Annotated in this window: 20 protein-coding genes; 9 read left to right on the top strand and 11 right to left on the bottom strand. The window is 52.5% G+C overall.

From position 1 onward, the window contains the following. Positions 1–11: 11 nt before the first annotated feature. The 11 genes from ABD892_RS00205 to ABD892_RS00155 all read right to left on the bottom strand — a co-directional run bounded on the left by ABD892_RS00205 (position 12) and on the right by ABD892_RS00155 (position 8,382). A complete protein-coding gene (locus ABD892_RS00205) occupies positions 12–281 on the bottom strand; it encodes an HPr family phosphocarrier protein (protein WP_345192617.1) in 270 nt (89 codons plus the stop codon). Beyond that, the gene (rapZ, locus tag ABD892_RS00200; RefSeq protein ID WP_345192615.1) at positions 278–1,156 is read right to left on the bottom strand and encodes an RNase adapter RapZ; all 879 of its coding nucleotides are present in this window, start codon (positions 1,154–1,156) and stop codon (positions 278–280) included. Before rapZ ends, ABD892_RS00205 begins: the two co-directional genes overlap by 4 nt. A 158-nt stretch (positions 1,157–1,314) precedes the next feature. Next, complete coding sequence (ptsN, locus tag ABD892_RS00195) at positions 1,315–1,767, bottom strand: PTS IIA-like nitrogen regulatory protein PtsN (RefSeq protein WP_345192613.1); 453 nt, start codon at positions 1,765–1,767, stop codon at positions 1,315–1,317. Positions 1,768–1,794: 27 nt separating this feature from the next. Then, a complete protein-coding gene (hpf, locus tag ABD892_RS00190) occupies positions 1,795–2,103 on the bottom strand; it encodes a ribosome hibernation-promoting factor, HPF/YfiA family (protein WP_211825996.1) in 309 nt (102 codons plus the stop codon). A 175-nt stretch (positions 2,104–2,278) separates the two neighbouring features. After that, a complete protein-coding gene (locus ABD892_RS00185; protein WP_345192610.1) occupies positions 2,279–3,778 on the bottom strand; it encodes an RNA polymerase factor sigma-54 in 1,500 nt (499 codons plus the stop codon). 161 nt (positions 3,779–3,939) lie between these two features. Continuing rightward, positions 3,940–4,665 carry an LPS export ABC transporter ATP-binding protein gene (gene lptB / locus ABD892_RS00180; protein WP_345192608.1) on the bottom strand — a complete coding sequence of 242 codons (726 nt, stop codon included), beginning with the start codon at positions 4,663–4,665 and terminating at the stop codon, positions 3,940–3,942. 84 nt (positions 4,666–4,749) lie between these two features. Then, positions 4,750–5,259, bottom strand: coding sequence for a lipopolysaccharide transport periplasmic protein LptA (gene lptA, locus ABD892_RS00175; RefSeq protein ID WP_345192606.1), 510 nt, complete (start codon positions 5,257–5,259; stop codon positions 4,750–4,752). Then, positions 5,246–5,815 carry an LPS export ABC transporter periplasmic protein LptC gene (gene lptC / locus ABD892_RS00170; protein WP_345192604.1) on the bottom strand — a complete coding sequence of 190 codons (570 nt, stop codon included), beginning with the start codon at positions 5,813–5,815 and terminating at the stop codon, positions 5,246–5,248. The genes lptA and lptC overlap by 14 nt, the downstream gene beginning before the upstream one ends. Before the next feature lie 38 nt (positions 5,816–5,853). Further along, positions 5,854–6,378 (bottom strand): 3-deoxy-manno-octulosonate-8-phosphatase KdsC, encoded by a 525-nt coding sequence (gene kdsC, locus ABD892_RS00165; protein ID WP_345192602.1) that lies wholly within the window; start codon positions 6,376–6,378, stop codon positions 5,854–5,856. Continuing rightward, the gene (locus ABD892_RS00160; protein WP_345192649.1) at positions 6,379–7,353 is read right to left on the bottom strand and encodes a KpsF/GutQ family sugar-phosphate isomerase; all 975 of its coding nucleotides are present in this window, start codon (positions 7,351–7,353) and stop codon (positions 6,379–6,381) included. It lies immediately after the preceding gene. Between the two features lie 63 nt (positions 7,354–7,416). Continuing rightward, on the bottom strand, positions 7,417–8,382 hold the full coding sequence (locus ABD892_RS00155) for a calcium/sodium antiporter (RefSeq protein WP_345192600.1): 966 nt from the start codon (positions 8,380–8,382) through the stop codon (positions 7,417–7,419). A 400-nt stretch (positions 8,383–8,782) separates the two neighbouring features. On the opposite strand from ABD892_RS00155, the gene ABD892_RS00150 reads away from it, so the two are divergent. The 9 genes from ABD892_RS00150 to tnpA all read left to right on the top strand — a co-directional run. Next, positions 8,783–9,592 (top strand): ATP-binding cassette domain-containing protein, encoded by an 810-nt coding sequence (locus tag ABD892_RS00150; protein ID WP_345192598.1) that lies wholly within the window; start codon positions 8,783–8,785, stop codon positions 9,590–9,592. After that, positions 9,592–10,383, top strand: a complete 792-nt coding sequence (mlaE, locus tag ABD892_RS00145; protein WP_345192596.1) for a lipid asymmetry maintenance ABC transporter permease subunit MlaE — start codon at positions 9,592–9,594, stop codon at positions 10,381–10,383. The genes ABD892_RS00150 and mlaE overlap by 1 nt, the downstream gene beginning before the upstream one ends. A gap of 9 nt (positions 10,384–10,392) precedes the next feature. Then, positions 10,393–10,872 carry an outer membrane lipid asymmetry maintenance protein MlaD gene (gene mlaD, locus ABD892_RS00140; protein ID WP_425559134.1) on the top strand — a complete coding sequence of 160 codons (480 nt, stop codon included), beginning with the start codon at positions 10,393–10,395 and terminating at the stop codon, positions 10,870–10,872. A gap of 50 nt (positions 10,873–10,922) precedes the next feature. After that, on the top strand, positions 10,923–11,591 hold the full coding sequence (locus ABD892_RS00135) for an MlaC/ttg2D family ABC transporter substrate-binding protein (protein ID WP_345192592.1): 669 nt from the start codon (positions 10,923–10,925) through the stop codon (positions 11,589–11,591). Next, positions 11,591–11,890 carry an STAS domain-containing protein gene (locus ABD892_RS00130; protein WP_345192590.1) on the top strand — a complete coding sequence of 100 codons (300 nt, stop codon included), beginning with the start codon at positions 11,591–11,593 and terminating at the stop codon, positions 11,888–11,890. Before ABD892_RS00135 ends, ABD892_RS00130 begins: the two co-directional genes overlap by 1 nt. A 109-nt stretch (positions 11,891–11,999) precedes the next feature. Beyond that, complete coding sequence (locus ABD892_RS00125; RefSeq protein ID WP_211825973.1) at positions 12,000–12,239, top strand: BolA family protein; 240 nt, start codon at positions 12,000–12,002, stop codon at positions 12,237–12,239. A gap of 149 nt (positions 12,240–12,388) precedes the next feature. Then, a complete protein-coding gene (gene murA / locus ABD892_RS00120; RefSeq protein ID WP_345192587.1) occupies positions 12,389–13,648 on the top strand; it encodes a UDP-N-acetylglucosamine 1-carboxyvinyltransferase in 1,260 nt (419 codons plus the stop codon). A 262-nt stretch (positions 13,649–13,910) separates the two neighbouring features. Further along, positions 13,911–14,540 carry an N-acetyltransferase gene (locus ABD892_RS00115; protein WP_345192585.1) on the top strand — a complete coding sequence of 210 codons (630 nt, stop codon included), beginning with the start codon at positions 13,911–13,913 and terminating at the stop codon, positions 14,538–14,540. A gap of 111 nt (positions 14,541–14,651) precedes the next feature. Next, positions 14,652–14,932 (top strand): IS200/IS605 family transposase (gene tnpA, locus ABD892_RS00110; RefSeq protein WP_345192647.1); only part of this gene is annotated, 281 nt, incomplete at its 3' end.

Genomic DNA, 14,932 nt, shown 5'->3' with positions numbered 1-14,932 from the left:
GGGGAGGAAGATTATTCTCCCTCACCGAAAAAATCATCAATCAGGGCTTGCAGGGCTCGTAGTGCCTGGTCTTCATCCTTGCCATCGATCTCGACAGTCAGCTCGGTGCCCTGGCTCGCAGCCAGCATCATTACGGACATGATGCTTTTGCCATCCACCATTGTCTGATCACGCCCCACGTCAATGCGGCTGGCAAAGGATGAGCTGGTCGTGACAAATTTTGCGGCGGCCCTGGCGTGAAGCCCTAGCTTGTTTTTTATCGTAATGGTTTCACGGATCATATTGCCTGAATCTCTCTGTGCCGAATCTGGGTGTTGTCGTGAGACTGCCGAAAGCGTTGGGCGAGTGCTTCAGAGACAAAAACTGACCGGTGTTGACCACCGGTACAACCAATGGCAATCGTCATATAGCTGCGATTACCCGCCTCAAAATCTTTCAGCCAGCTTTCAATGAAACGGTAGATTGAATCGATCATTCGCTTTACTGAAGGGTCATCCTGCAGGAACTTTATGACCGGTTCATCCATGCCGGTGAAGTGGCGTAGTGACTCATCCCAGTAGGGGTTTGGCAGGCAGCGGACATCAAAGACATAATCAGCATCGGTAGGGATGCCATGCTTGAAACCAAAGGATTGCAGTTGTAGAGACAGACCATGTTCCTGCTTGCCCAGCACCCGTTGGCGAATGGTGCTGCGCAGGTCATGAAGTGACAGGGTGCTGGTATCAATCCGCAGGTCAGCTAACAGGGAGATGGGTTCCAGTATGTCTGTTTCCCGCTTGATGGCTTCTTCCAGTGAATACTGTGTATTGCTCAATGGGTGACGCCTGCGGGTTGAGCTATACCGTTTCAGCAGGGTGGTGTCATCGGCATCAAGGAATATGATGTCACACTCAACACCTTGTTTTTCCGTAATTTCACGGTAAACCGATGCAAAGTGGCTGAGAGCGCCGGGAATGTTGCGGGCGTCAATGCTGAGCGCAATTTGCGGAGGCTGTTCACTGGGGTTGTTGCGCAGGCTGTCAATCAAACCTGGCAGCAGATCGGCCGGCAGGTTGTCCACACAATAAAACCCCTGGTCTTCCAGGGCGTGAAGTGCTGCACTTTTACCAGAACCTGATCGACCGCTGATGACGATCAGCCGGGGGACAGTGGACATTGTTAATCATTCCGTATTTGTTGCTGCCGACAGTACTGCTGCTACCGAGGTGGCAGCAGTACTGATCAGTTCAAGCATAGGTAAAAATGAAAACAAGAGAAAGAGGTCAAACGACAGTGGTTTATTGTTTGTGGGAATCAATGCCGTTAGGGAGGGAATTATTCCTCGCAGGTGATCAACTGGTATAGCATTTCGCTGCTTTCGGCTTTTCGCAGGGACTCGCAAAGTGTCGGGTTGCTGAACTTTTCGGCCAGCTTTTTGAGGAGCTCCAGGTGTTCATTGATGCTGTTATCCGGCACGACCAGTGCGAAGATAAGATCGACCGGATGGCGATCGATGGCATCGAAGTCAATGGGTTCGGCCAGCTGCAGAAATACCGCGGCCGGTTTTTTACAGGATGCCAGCCGGCAGTGAGGTATCGCGACACCGTTACCCAAACCGGTGCTACCCAGCTTTTCTCGGGTGACAAGACAGTTGAACAGATCCTTGGCGTCGATGACGGGATCATGTTGTCCGATCAGGTTGGCGATATATTCAAGGGTGCGCTTTTTGCTGCCACCCTGCACGCCGCAGAGGGCGTGCTCGGGCAATAGAATCTTACGAATACTCATTGGAATGCTGGGAGTTGCGAGGAGTGCTCAGTGCGAGCCGGCTCCCTGCATACGATCGATGTTTTTCTCTTTGTGCTTGAGGATCTGGCGATCAAGCTTGTCGGCCATAAGGTCAATGGCGGCATACATATCCTCGTGCTCGGCGGACGCCGCGATATCTGCACCGCGTATATGGAGCGTCGCTTCTGCAAGCTGTCTGACTTTCTCTACGCTCAGCGTAACCTGGATATTGGTTATGCTATCGCAGTGTTCAGCGAGCTTGTTTAGTTTTTTGGTAACATACTCGCGGAGGGACTCGGTAACTTCGACATGATGTCCGCTGATGTTAACTTGCATGCGTTACTCTCCTGATCACAGGTTCGCTCACATCCGGTTCGCACTCCGTCCGAACCGGGCTGACGGCTGTAGTGTACCATTGCTCAGGGGCGATCGTCTTGGGTTTTTGCGACCTATTTACCGGAATCCGCGTATGCCCATACGTGCCGTTTCCGATCATTAGCCACAGCGTAGACTACACCAGCCGTTTTCGTTCATTGGATGGCGGAATCAGGATGGATTCCCGGTATTTGGCAATGGTTCGCCGCGCCACCTGGATACCCTGTTGCGCCAGCATGGTGGCAATTTTGTTGTCGCTCAGGGGTTTTCGTGGGTTCTCCTGGGCGACCAGTTTCTTGATCAGCGCCCGGATAGCGGTTGAGGAGCACTCTCCCCCTGAGGCGGTGCTGACATGACTGGAGAAAAAGTATTTGAGTTCAAAAATGCCCCGGGGCGTATGCATGTATTTCTGTGTGGTCACACGGGAGATGGTGGATTCATGCATCTCCACGCTTTCGGCAATATCGTGTAGCACCAGCGGTTTCATGGCTTCTTCGCCGTAATCGAAGAAGCCGCGCTGGTAGTCGACAATCCGGGTGGCGACCTTGAGCAGGGTTTCACTGCGACTCTGCAGACTCTTGATAAACCAGCGGGCTTCCTGAAGTTGATTTTTCAGGTAGGTGTTGTCGCTGCTGCTGTCTGCCCGGCGGATCAGGGATGAGTAGCCGGTATTGATACGTAGGCGTGGCGATGCATCAGGATTCAGCTCAACGACCCACTCGCCCTGCTTTTTGCTGACCAGTACATCCGGGATGACATATTCTGCTTCGCTGGTTTCAAGGCTGCTGCCGGGTTTAGGGTTCAGGGTTTGGATGAGTTCAATAGCGGCTTTTAGCTCGGGTTCCTTGAGCTTTGTCTTGCGCATGATCGTGGTGTAATCACGGCTGCCCAGACGATCCAGGTGCTGGTCAGCGACTTGTCTGGCGGCAGATAATGCGGGTTCTTCCTGAACGTCAGGACCGTTTAGCTGTATAAGCAGGCATTCGCGCAGGTCTCTGCAGGCTACGCCGATTGGTTCAAACTGCTGGATGCGACGCAGCATGACCTCGACTTCGTCAAGCTCGACCTCCAGTTCCGGATCCATGCCCTCAAGGATATCTTCCAAGGAGCATGTCATGTATCCGTCGTCGTTTATTGCGTCGATAATCGCCATGCCGATCAGGCGATCGGTGTCACTCATTGGGGTCAGGTTGAGCTGCCACTCAAGGTGATCCTGTAGTGAGTCGGGGGCGCTGCTGCGACTGGTGAAGTCGTCGTCAGGACGTTCGGCCTGAGAGCCGGATGAGGATTGGTAGACATCATCCCAGCCGCTATCGATGGGAAGTTCAGATGGGATCTGATCGCACCACTCTTCCTGGGAATCTGATACTTCTGGGTTTTGTTCTGTTTTTTCACCCTCTGCAAAGTCAGTCAGGCCGGTTTCGCTGCCAGTGTCGTCTTCCTGTGTCGTGGACTCTTCCGAGACATTGCTTTCTGGCGAACCTTCCTCCTGCTCAAGCAGGGGGTTGCTCTCAATGGCCTGCTGGATCTCCTGCTGCAGATCCAGTGTTGACAGCTGCAGCAAGCGGATGGCCTGCTGCAGTTGTGGGGTCATGGTCAGTTGCTGGCCAATCTTGAGTTCCAGTGATGGCTTCATGACTCTACCGGTCCTGGTTGTACTACATCTGATTCACGGTTGTCGTTCTTGCTCATCCCTGAGAGCGTGTCAGGTACCTGTTAGCACCTGCGGTTATTCAGCCTATTGCGACATTTATCGCTTACGCGACGGTATAGTACATGGCTGGTTTGGATTTTGCATCAGATACGGAAGTGTTCACCGAGATAGACGTCGCGAACCTTCTGATTGGCCATGATGGCGTGACTGTCGCCTTCGGCGATAATGTGGCCTTCGCTGACAATATAGGCGTGTTCACAGATATCCAGTGTTTCGCGTACATTGTGGTCGGTGATCAGGACGCCTATGCCGCGATTTTTCAGATGCTGGATAATCTGTTTGATATCATTGACCGAAATAGGGTCGACGCCGGCGAAGGGTTCATCCAGCAGGATGAACGAGGGCTCGGTTGCCAGTGAACGGGCAATTTCAACCCGCCGCCGCTCTCCACCGGACAGGCTCATACCTGCACTGTCGCGGATATGCTGAATGTTGAACTCTTCCAGCAATTGTTCCTGCTTTTCAACACGCTGCGTCTTGGTCAGGTCCTTGCGGGTTTCAAGGATTGCCATCAGGTTATCCGCCACGCTGAGCTTGCGGAAAATGGAGGCTTCCTGTGGCAGGTAGCCAATGCCTGCGCGGGCGCGACCGTGCATGGGCAGCGGTGTGATGTCCTGGTTGTCAATCCGGATCTGGCCGCCATCGGCGTGCACCAGTCCGACAATCATATAAAAACAGGTCGTTTTGCCGGCGCCATTGGGGCCGAGCAGTCCGACAATCTGCCCACTCTCAATACTGACAGAGACATCCCTGACGACCTGGCGGCCACCGTACTGTTTTCTGAGGTTGCAGGCTTTAAGCTGAGACATGCTGTCGTTTAACCGCTGTACATCGAAACTCGTTGGAACGGTGATGGCTGCGTTATGAGGCAGCCATCCCAGGAAAGGACCGGCTTACTGGCGAGGCTGGATCACCATCTCGACCCGTTTGCCCTCGTTGGCGCCATCCGCCTTTGCGTTGACGACCTGAGCCTGCTTATCATACTCGATCATGTCACCGGTAAAAGTGTCGCCTTTTTGTTCAAGACGGGCTTGTTTGATCAGCTCGACCTTTTCATGATCCAGGTAATACTTGATGGTCTTGCCCCAGGCCTTGAGGAGGCCTTTCTCACTGTCCTGTTCTTCTTCAAAGTAAGCCTTTTTCTTCTTGCCTTCAGAGACCACTTTCTGAATCTGTCGATCCTGAGAGTAGATGGTCACAATGTCCCCGGTCAGTTTGGTGGTGCCCTGGGTCATGATGACATTGCCGCGGTAGATGGAAATGCCATTTTTGTCGTCGATGTCGGCAGAATCTGAAGAAATGTGGATCGGTTTTTCCCGATCGCTGGGCAGTGCCAGTGCAGACGTCGTGCTGAACAGTGCCATGGCGGCAACAAATGTAAGAGTGAATTTAGCGTGATTCATGTACGCCCCTGACCCTGGACTTCAACTGGATAAAATCCCGTTTATAAAACGCTTTCATGCCGTTGGCTTTCATCACGCCGCTGGGACTGATGATGGTGACCGGCCGGTTGGTATCGGCAAAATCCTGACCAGAGTATATGGTCAGAAAGTCTGTGTCCATGCGCAGCTTTTGGGTTTCACCCTCGACCTGTGTCATGACAACGTTCTTTTTCAATTCTACCGTTTCCCCGTCGGGCAGGATGCGGCCGGTATCCGCGACGGTGTGCCACGGCGCAGCATTGTCGCTGTAACTCCAGAGATCCGGGCTGGCCAGTAGTGTGATGTCATTGTGAGGATAGTGGCTGATGCTGTCAGCGGTCAGGTCTGATTTCAGCAGCCCATTCTCGTCGAATTCGCGGATATGTGCATTGTAAGAAAAGAAGTCCGGCACCTTGATCTCGGTGGTTGCCTCGGCTGGCTGGCGGGAAACCTTGAGATCCGTTTCGTAGGCCCAGTAACCCATGCCGACCGCGAGGACGACAATGGCGGCTATCAATAGAATCTGGCGTAATGGCATATAACGTCCTTAACCCGCAGGCACGTATCCCTGATGATTCAGAGATACGCGGCCTGTGCAGCTTCCAGGGTGCCCTGGGCCGCCATGATCAGCTCACAGAATTCCCGTGCAGCGCCACGGCCACCTTTCATCTGGGTGACACCGTCAGCATGTTGCTTGACGAAATCGTGGGCATTGGCAACCGCCATACCCAGTCCGGCCCGTCGGATCGCAGCAAGGTCCGGAAGGTCGTCGCCCAGGTAGGCGACCTGCTCAAAGGTCAGCCCGAGTTCTTCGAGCATGCTGGTGAGTACGGTCAATTTGTCTTCCCGCCCCTGTACTAGGTGGGCAATACCGAGATCCTGAGCACGTTTTTCGACCAGTGGTGAGCTGCGGCCAGTAATGATGGCCGTCTCGACACCGCTGTTTTGAAGGAGTTTGATGCCAAGGCCATCGAGTATGTTGAATGCCTTGATTTCTTGACCATCAGAAGTGAAATAGAGGCGTCCATCGGACAAGACACCGTCCACATCAAAAACGGCCAGTTTCACATTGCGTGCTTTTTCGTGCAGTGCAGCATTCATTCAGACAACTCCAGCCTTAAGCAGGTCATGCATATTAATGGCGCCGATGGCGTGATTGTCTTCATCTACACAGATCAGGGCGTTGATCTTGTATTCATCCATGATATGCAGGGCTTCAGCGGCCAGAATATTGTCCCGAACGGTTTTGCAGTTGCGGGTCATGACATCATCAATCACGCTGTTGCGTGGATCGATGTTTTGATCCAGTGCCCGTCGCAGGTCGCCATCAGTGAAGACGCCTATGACTTTTTGATTGTCATCGCAGACGGCGGTGATACCCAGACCTTTGCCGGTGATCTCGAGCAGTGCTTTGCTGAGAGATGTGCCCTCTCTGACCATGGGAATACGGTCGCCGGTGTGCATGATGTCAGAGACTTTCAGCAGCAGGCGTCGTCCGAGGCTACCGCCAGGGTGGGAAAATGCAAAGTCTTCTGCAGTAAAACCGCGGGCTTCCAGCAGGGAGATCGCCAGTGCATCACCCATGACCAGTGTTGCGGTTGTGCTTGATGTGGGCGCAAGATCCAGAGGGCAAGCCTCTTTTTCGACACTGACATTCAGGTGGGCGTTAGAGGCGCGGGCCAATGTGGAGTCGTTGTTGCCTGTCATGCTGATTAAAGGAATGCCCAGTCGCTTCAGCAGTGGGATCAGGGTAACTACTTCACTGGTATTACCGGAGTTGGACAGCGCCAGCACGATATCATTGCTGGTGATCATGCCCATGTCGCCGTGGCTGGCTTCTGCCGGATGCACAAAAAATGAAGGGGTGCCGGTGCTGGCCAGGGTGGCGGCAATCTTACGGCCGATATGGCCCGACTTGCCCATCCCTACGACAATTACGCGGCCGGTACAGGCCAGCATGCGCTGACAGGCATCGGCAAAATGGTTGTCAATACGGTTGTGCAGGGCATCAACGGCCTTGCGTTCAAGGTCTACGGTGCGTCGGCCTGACGCGATAAAAGCTTCCGGATTGGTCATTGCAGCTCGATCAGATAGTGATTCAGTGGTCGCTGTGATGTCTGGGTGCGTGTCCATAGCGTATCAGCTTTGCAGGTATAGCAGCAGGGTATAGCCCAAATAGCAGGCTGCCAGTAGTACGCCGGCCCCCCGTCCTATTCTCTGGCGTTTGCGACCGGCGAGCGCCAGGATCAGTAGCAGCGCTGTGATGGCGATCATGGCCGGCACGTCACGCTGGAATGCGGCCGGATCGATGGTGGCTGGTGCCACGATGCCGGGCACGGCCATTACGGCCAGCAGGTTAAAGATGTTGGAGCCTACAATATTTCCCAGCGCAATGTCATGGTGTTTTTTCAGGGCGCTGACTACTGAGGCGGCCAGTTCCGGCAGGCTGGTGCCGATGGCGACAATGGTCAGGCCGATGATCAGCTCACTGATGCCCAGTGCACGGGCGACTTCTGTTGCTCCCCAGACCAGCAGGCGGGAGCTGGCTACCATCACCAGTAGTCCAACGATCAGCAGGACGGTGGCTTTTGCCTGACTGATATCCGGCAGTTCTTCTTCGGTTTCTGCGCCGGCAGTGGTTTGCAGGTTGCTGTCGGGCTGGCGTTGCCAGCGGTAGATCAGGTAAAGCGTGAGAATCAGGCCACTGATCAGCAGGATGCCGTCCAGGTGGCCCAGCTGGTTGTCGATCAGCAGCAGGCCGGCCAGGACGGTGATAATCATCAGTAAGGGGATTTCACGGCGAACAACATCACTTTTGACGGGCAGGGGGGCCACGATGGCGGTAATGCCCAGCACCAGGCCAATGTTGGCGATATTGGAACCGACAGCATTTCCAACGGCGAGGCTGCCATAACCAGACATGGCAGCCATCAGGGAAACCAGGATTTCAGGGGCAGACGTGCCGATAGAGACAATCGTCAGGCCAATCAGCATAGGCGACATGCCAAAGTTTCGGGCGGTGGCCGCTGCGCCATTGACAAATTTGTCGGCGCTCCACATCAGGGTGATAAATCCAGCAAGGATAGCGCCAGTAGCGAGAAGCATGGTGATTTCGTAAACCTGTCTGCTCAAAGCGGGGGATTGTATCTGTAAAGTGGCTGCCTGGCACTCTGCAGTGACGAAAAAACCATAACCTTGCCACTTGTTCAGGTTCTGTTAAGGGTCTGTTGAGTAAGGTAGGCCACTGGAAATATTCAGATAATCAGCATCGTTCGCGGTGAGGCTTATGTCATAATGTGAACGGTGTTACACTTTTATCGGCGGGATAATGGTGTCAGTGTGCTATTGCCTTGATAGCACTTTGCTGTTGCCTGTTGCGTAATCTTGTAGCCTAACTGGCTGAATCCCTGGTTGTACTGAATCACCGTGAGCGCCTGTGTCGCCTGCGGTTGGGTATGGATTGTTACGCGTTAACCGATTCCTGGATGGAAGGTGCTTTTGCTTGATGAGTGCACTGTCGGACAATTTTGTTGAAATCCGCGGGCTGACCTTTCTGCGTGGCGAACGAGTGATCTTCGACAACGTGGATATGGATATTCCCCGGGGTAAAATCACTGCGGTGATGGGGCCCAGTGGCACGGGTAAAACAACACTGCTGCGCCTGATTGGCGCCCAGTTGAAGCCTGATGCCGGTACTATCCGCGTCGATGATCATGATCTGTTTGCGCAGGATCGGGAGCACCTGTTCCAGCTGCGTCGTCGCATGGGGATGTTGTTCCAGAGCGGTGCGCTGTTCACGGATCTGAGCGTCTTTGGAAATGTCGCCTTTCCGCTTCGAGTGCACACCAACCTGCCCGATCGCATGATTCGGGATATTGTCCTGATGAAATTGCAGGCAGTCGGTTTGCGTGGTGCTTCCCAATTGATGCCCAGCGAGCTCTCGGGTGGCATGGCGCGCCGTGTGGCGCTGGCCCGTGCCATTGCACTGGATCCAGGCATGATGATGTACGACGAACCGTTCGTAGGGCAGGATCCTATTGCCATGGGGGTACTGGTCAAGCTGGTCAGGATGCTCAATGACTCCCTCAATATGACGACAATCGTCGTTTCGCATGATCTGACGGAAACCGCCAGTATTGCAGATTTTCTCTATCTGTTTGCCGATGGCCATGTGATAGGCAAGGGTACACCGGAAGAAATGATGAATTCGAATGACCCGGATATCCGGCAGTTTATGAATGGCCTGCCGGATGGTCCGGTGCCGTTCCATTATCCCGGTGAGGACTACCTCACTGAATTGTTGGAGGAGGGGTAATGACGGGCTTTGTCGATAGTCTGGTCAGGATCGGCCGGATTGGTCTTGATCGCATTCAGGCGATTGGCCGCGCCGGAATGATTCTGTTTCATGCCATCCTGGGGCGTTCCCGCCACGGTTCCATGTTCCCGTTGCTGATCAAGCAACTGTACTCCGTGGGTGTTCTGTCTCTGGTCATCATTATTGTATCCGGCTTTTTCATTGGTATGGTGCTGGGGTTGCAGGGGTACAACATCCTGGTCCGTTACGGTTCTGAACAGGCGGTCGGCCAGCTGGTGGCTTTGAGCTTGGTGCGTGAGTTGGGGCCGGTGGTGACCGGGTTGCTGTTTGCCGGCCGCGCAGGCTCAGCGTTGACGGCGGAGATTGGGCTGATGAAAGCCACGGAGCAGCTGTCGAGCATGGAGATGATCGGTGTTGATCCGCTCAAGCGGATTATCGCGCCGCGATTCTGGGCCGGTTTTATCAGCATGCCGCTGTTGGCAGCCATCTTTTCCATGGTGGGTATTCTCGGTGGCGCCATGGTGGGGGTTGACTGGCTCGGTATCTATGAAGGCTCATTCTGGGCCAATATGCAGCAGGCCGTTGATTTCCGCAATGACGTGATTGACGGAATGATCAAAAGTCTGGTGTTTGGTTTTGTCGTGACCTGGATTGCCGTATTCCAGGGCTATGACACCGTGCCGACATCAGAAGGTATCAGTCGGGCAACGACCCGCACGGTGGTTTACGCCTCCCTGGCTGTTCTGGGGCTTGACTTTATATTGACTGCCGTAATGTTTGGAGACCTGTAAGCGATGCGGATGCGAACGATAGAGATTGGTGTCGGCGCCTTTATTCTGGCGGGCGTGTTTGCGCTTGTCCTGCTGGCGTTGAAAGTCAGCGGCCTCTCCCTGAGCAGTAGCTCACAGACGTATGAGCTGTATGCGGAATTCGATAATGTCGGTTCCCTTACGCATCGTGCCAAGGTCGCCATGGCGGGCGTGACGATTGGTCGAGTTGTGGGTATTGAACTGAACAAGAAAACCTATATGGCACGGGTCACCATGGCTATTGACGGTGATGTTGACAATATTCCTGTTGACAGTACGGCAGCCATTGAAACAGCAGGCCTTTTGGGTGAGAAGTACATTGGTATCAGTATCGGCGGTGCGACAGAGTTCCTGCGTCCGGGAGAGCTGTTTGATGATACTCAGTCTGCGATTGTACTCGAGGACCTGATCGGGAAATTCATGCTGGGTGCTGTCGGCAAGGACGATACGGCCAGTGATGATGCGTTTTGAGCCAGCGACGATAGACTTTAATTAACGTGTGATCTCGACGGTTGCCAATCATGAAAATGACACAGAAACTGACTCGTATGCTGGCACTGCTGGCGGTTGTTGCACAGGTTTCCCTGCCGGTTGTAGCGGCTGAGCAGAAGCCGGAAACAGTGGCCAGTCAAGCCACCAACCAGGTACTGACGGTGTTGCGTGAAAACCGGACGGTCTTCGAGAAAGAACCGCAAAAATACTACGTGGCCGTTGAAGAAGTGCTGGATCCGGTGATTGCCTTTGATCAGGTGGCCCGTGGTGTGATGGGTAAGTATGCGCATAGGGCAACGCCAGAGCAGTTGAAGGCGTTTACCCAGACTTTCCGTGACAGCCTGATTGAGTTTTATGGCAAGGCGGTGATGACGCTGGATCCTTCCCGTCTGAAACTGTCACGTGTTGACCCTGTGGCTGAAGAGCAGTTGGCGGATTACCGTAACCGGAAGATTCGTTCTATTCCGGTCAATCTGAAAGTCAGTTCGGATAATCAGGAATACAGCTTGTCCTACTCCATGATTCAGGACGGTGGCCAATGGAAAGCGCGGAATATCATCGTAGAAGGGATCAATATCGGCGTGCAGTTCCGCAACCAGTTTGCTTCTGCCATGCAGCAGTACAAGGATGTGGGTAAGGTGATTGATAACTGGTCGGCCATTATGAAGAACCAGGCGGATGCCGCCCAGGGGGCCTGATGAATACAGTTGAGGTAACGGCGCCGGGAAAGCTGGTGTTGAAGGGCGCGGTTGATGTCGATACGGCGGCTGAACTGGAAGTTGCCGGCATGGCGTTAATTGATAGTCAGGTCGCACCATGGTGGGAAGTTGACCTGTCCGCTGTGACCCGTGCTGACAGTGCCGCTCTGGCGTTGCTACTCTCCTTGATGCGGGATGCCGGGAATAAACAGGTCAGCCTGACATTTACCGGGTTGCCGGATGAATTGATGGCTCTGGCCGGGGTCTGCGGCGTGGATAGTCTGTTGCCGATGGCCTGAATTTCCAGAAAAACTGAAAAAAACGTGTAAGAAACGGGCGGAACACTGGTGTTCCGCCCGTTTCTTTTATTATTATTGCTCGTTTTGTATCCGGGTTGGGATGAGCGCCATGCAAGCTGTTGAAATCAAGACACTACTGGAAGAGCGACTGGATGACGCCGAGGTCATCGTTTCTGGTGAGGGCTGTGATTTCCAATTGACAGTGATTTCTGATCAGTTTAGCGGTGCCTTGCCTGTAAAACGCCAGCAAATGGTGTACGCCCACCTGAATGACCTGATTGCTGACGGCACGATTCACGCGGTGACCATGCGTACCTTTACCCGTGACGAGTGGGCTGCTCAGCAATAAATCTTTTGCCAGCCTATGCTTGGCCAACGCTGCATGCTTGCGGGTTGGCTTGGTAGGGGGGTGGTTTCGTATTACCTGTGTTATTTCCGGGAAGGTGGATGTGATATCAGTTCCTGGAAATAATGCTTATCCTCTCAACAGGGGTTTCAATGGATAAGCTGATTATTACTGGTGGAGTACAACTCAACGGCGAGATCCGGATCTCCGGCGCCAAGAACTCTGCCTTGCCGATCTTGGCCGCGACACTCCTGGCTGATGAGCCGGTGACAGTCTGTAACCTGCCGCACCTCAATGACATTACGACCATGATCGAGCTGTTCGGCTGCATGGGGATTGATCTGCTCATCGATGAAAAGATGAATGTGGAAGTGCATGCCAGCACGATTAAGCATCTCAGTGCACCTTATGAACTGGTTAAGACCATGCGCGCCTCGATCCTCGTGCTGGGGCCTTTGCTGAGTCGCTTTGGTGAAGCGGAAGTGGCGTTGCCGGGTGGTTGTGCGATCGGAAGCCGTCCTGTTGATCTGCATATCCGTGGTCTTGAGGTTATGGGAGCCGAAATAAAGGTTGAGGAAGGTTACATCCGTGCCAAGGCCAAACGTCTTAAAGGTGCCCGTATTTTCATGGATACTGTCACGGTCACCGGTACTGAAAACCTTTTGATGGCTGCAGTACTGGCTGAAGGTGAAACCCTGATTGAAAACGCGGCCCGTGAGCCTGAAGTGGTTGACCTGGCCGAGTGCCTGTTGCGCATGGGCGCCAAAATTGAAGGTCACGGCACTGATACCATTCGTATTCAGGGCGTTGACCGCCTGCACGGTTGTGTCTATTCCGTGCTGCCGGACCGGATTGAAACCAGTACCTATCTGATCGCTGCAGCAGCTACCGGCGGACGTATCAAGGTCAAGGACACTGAACCGAAAATCCTGGATTCCGTGCTGACCAAGTTGCAGGAAGCCGGCGCCAACGTGCAGTGGGGCGATGACTGGATCTCCCTGGACATGGAAGGCCGTCGCCCGAAAGCGATCAACCTGAAAACGGCTCCCTATCCTGCTTTGCCCACCGATGTTCAGGCCCAGTTCACGGCGTTGAACGCCGTCGCGGAAGGCACCGGTTCCATTACCGAAACCGTGTTTGAAAACCGCTTCATGCATGTTCAGGAAATGAAGCGCATGGGGGCGACCATCGACGTGGAAGGCAATACCGCCATTGTAACCGGGGTTTCAGAGTTAAAGGGAGCCCCGGTCATGGCAACCGATCTTCGTGCTTCTGCCAGTCTTGTGATTGCTGGGCTGGTGGCCGACGGTGACACCACGGTTGATCGTATTTACCACATTGACCGTGGTTACGAGTGTATCGAGGAAAAACTGCAGCAGCTGGGTGCGAAGATAAAACGCATCCTTGGATAATATAGTTGATCGAAAATAGCCGGGCTTATTAAGTTACCCGGCTTTTTTGATTTGTAGAGCAAACAATAGCGTGTTTTATATAATGATTGGGTTTTCAAGTGGAACTTTTTTGTAAGGAGCTTGCTTTATATTTATTAAGTTAATGAGGTGTTTGTTTTGTCGAGTGAGTCGTCAGTGAGCCGGTATTAATATTTTTGTAGCGTTTTTGAGGAGTGGTTTGTCTTTGTTGAAATAGAAAGATATTCGTTTGGAGTAAGGTGTTATGATTGAATGTAAAAAATTTTTTAGTAAAAAGAAGTTAATTAAAATTTATTCCAGTATCAATGTGTCAAAGAGTGGTAGCTTTGATTTTGTTGAGTCGTATCATTTTCTTCATGATCCCAAAAGACCAGATGAAAAAATTAAAATTGCACTTAGTACATGTAAAGGTTCATGGAGAGGGAATAAATTAAAAAAACGAGATGGTGTGTGTGCAGAAGCATATATGCTCGATTTAGATCAGAAAACGATCTACGGTAATGTGTTTGATCAAGTGATGAAAAAATCGTTTTGTATTTACTCCCTTTATGTTGACGATGAATATAGGGGGTTAGGTATGGCTGATGTTATGTTTTTATTGGCCGCACAATATGCAAGATATTTTGGTAAAGAGTATTTGTTGTTAGTTTATCCTGCGTCTGGATTGGGTGATTTTTATCAAAAGTATGGTTTGTACCCCGCGTCCATTGCTTTTAGTCAAATGAGAATGGAATTGTTGGCTCTTTATCAGAATAGCGTTCCGGCTGAGGTACTTATGCAGAGATATAACGAATTCTATTTGCTTCAGGGTGCGAGTGATTTTGTGGAAATGGTTGCAAAAAATAGAGTTTGTGAAAAATGGGATGCGAGCTAATAATGAAAGCTTGTGCATTATTAATGAAGGTCTTTATGAGGTAGTGATTGTTATGTCGAGAGGGCTTAATTAATCATTAGGTAAACCCCCGGCTATGCCGGGGAGACTCGCATAGGTTTTACCGAGGCGTCGGTTNGGGATTGTAAATATCATGTGGTTTTTATTCCGAAGAGGCGCCAGAAGGTGATCTACGGACGGTTGAGAAAATTTCTCGGAAACATATTCCACGAACTCGCCAAGCGTAAGGGGTGTGAGATTCTGGAAGGCCACTTGATGCGTGATCATGTCCACATATGTATCAGTATCCCTCCAAAATATTCAGTGTCACATGTTGTCGGTTACTTAAAGGGCAAGTGTGCCATAGCGATAGCTCGTCATTTTAAAGGTCGGCA

The sequence above is a fragment of the Kistimonas scapharcae genome, assembly GCF_039540975.1.
Classification (GTDB): Bacteria; Pseudomonadota; Gammaproteobacteria; order Pseudomonadales; family Endozoicomonadaceae; genus Kistimonas; species Kistimonas scapharcae.
This window is presented reverse-complemented; position numbering and strand designations above follow the sequence as displayed.

Excerpts from the sequence above, each read along its gene's own strand:
- ABD892_RS00205 (WP_345192617.1), bottom strand. The coding sequence starts at position 281 with ATGATCCGTGAAACCATTACGATAAAAAACAAGCTAGGGCTTCACGCC.
- rapZ (WP_345192615.1), bottom strand. The coding sequence starts at position 1,156 with ATGTCCACTGTCCCCCGGCTGATCGTCATCAGCGGTCGATCAGGTTCT.
- ptsN (WP_345192613.1), bottom strand. The coding sequence starts at position 1,767 with ATGAGTATTCGTAAGATTCTATTGCCCGAGCACGCCCTCTGCGGCGTG.
- hpf (WP_211825996.1), bottom strand. The coding sequence starts at position 2,103 with ATGCAAGTTAACATCAGCGGACATCATGTCGAAGTTACCGAGTCCCTC.
- ABD892_RS00185 (WP_345192610.1), bottom strand. The coding sequence starts at position 3,778 with ATGAAGCCATCACTGGAACTCAAGATTGGCCAGCAACTGACCATGACC.
- lptB (WP_345192608.1), bottom strand. The coding sequence starts at position 4,665 with ATGTCTCAGCTTAAAGCCTGCAACCTCAGAAAACAGTACGGTGGCCGC.
- lptA (WP_345192606.1), bottom strand. The coding sequence starts at position 5,259 with ATGAATCACGCTAAATTCACTCTTACATTTGTTGCCGCCATGGCACTG.
- lptC (WP_345192604.1), bottom strand. The coding sequence starts at position 5,815 with ATGCCATTACGCCAGATTCTATTGATAGCCGCCATTGTCGTCCTCGCG.
- kdsC (WP_345192602.1), bottom strand. The coding sequence starts at position 6,378 with ATGAATGCTGCACTGCACGAAAAAGCACGCAATGTGAAACTGGCCGTT.
- ABD892_RS00160 (WP_345192649.1), bottom strand. The coding sequence starts at position 7,353 with ATGACCAATCCGGAAGCTTTTATCGCGTCAGGCCGACGCACCGTAGAC.
- ABD892_RS00155 (WP_345192600.1), bottom strand. The coding sequence starts at position 8,382 with ATGCTTCTCGCTACTGGCGCTATCCTTGCTGGATTTATCACCCTGATG.
- ABD892_RS00150 (WP_345192598.1), top strand. The coding sequence starts at position 8,783 with ATGAGTGCACTGTCGGACAATTTTGTTGAAATCCGCGGGCTGACCTTT.
- mlaE (WP_345192596.1), top strand. The coding sequence starts at position 9,592 with ATGACGGGCTTTGTCGATAGTCTGGTCAGGATCGGCCGGATTGGTCTT.
- mlaD (WP_425559134.1), top strand. The coding sequence starts at position 10,393 with ATGCGAACGATAGAGATTGGTGTCGGCGCCTTTATTCTGGCGGGCGTG.
- ABD892_RS00135 (WP_345192592.1), top strand. The coding sequence starts at position 10,923 with ATGAAAATGACACAGAAACTGACTCGTATGCTGGCACTGCTGGCGGTT.
- ABD892_RS00130 (WP_345192590.1), top strand. The coding sequence starts at position 11,591 with ATGAATACAGTTGAGGTAACGGCGCCGGGAAAGCTGGTGTTGAAGGGC.
- ABD892_RS00125 (WP_211825973.1), top strand. The coding sequence starts at position 12,000 with ATGCAAGCTGTTGAAATCAAGACACTACTGGAAGAGCGACTGGATGAC.
- murA (WP_345192587.1), top strand. The coding sequence starts at position 12,389 with ATGGATAAGCTGATTATTACTGGTGGAGTACAACTCAACGGCGAGATC.
- ABD892_RS00115 (WP_345192585.1), top strand. The coding sequence starts at position 13,911 with ATGATTGAATGTAAAAAATTTTTTAGTAAAAAGAAGTTAATTAAAATT.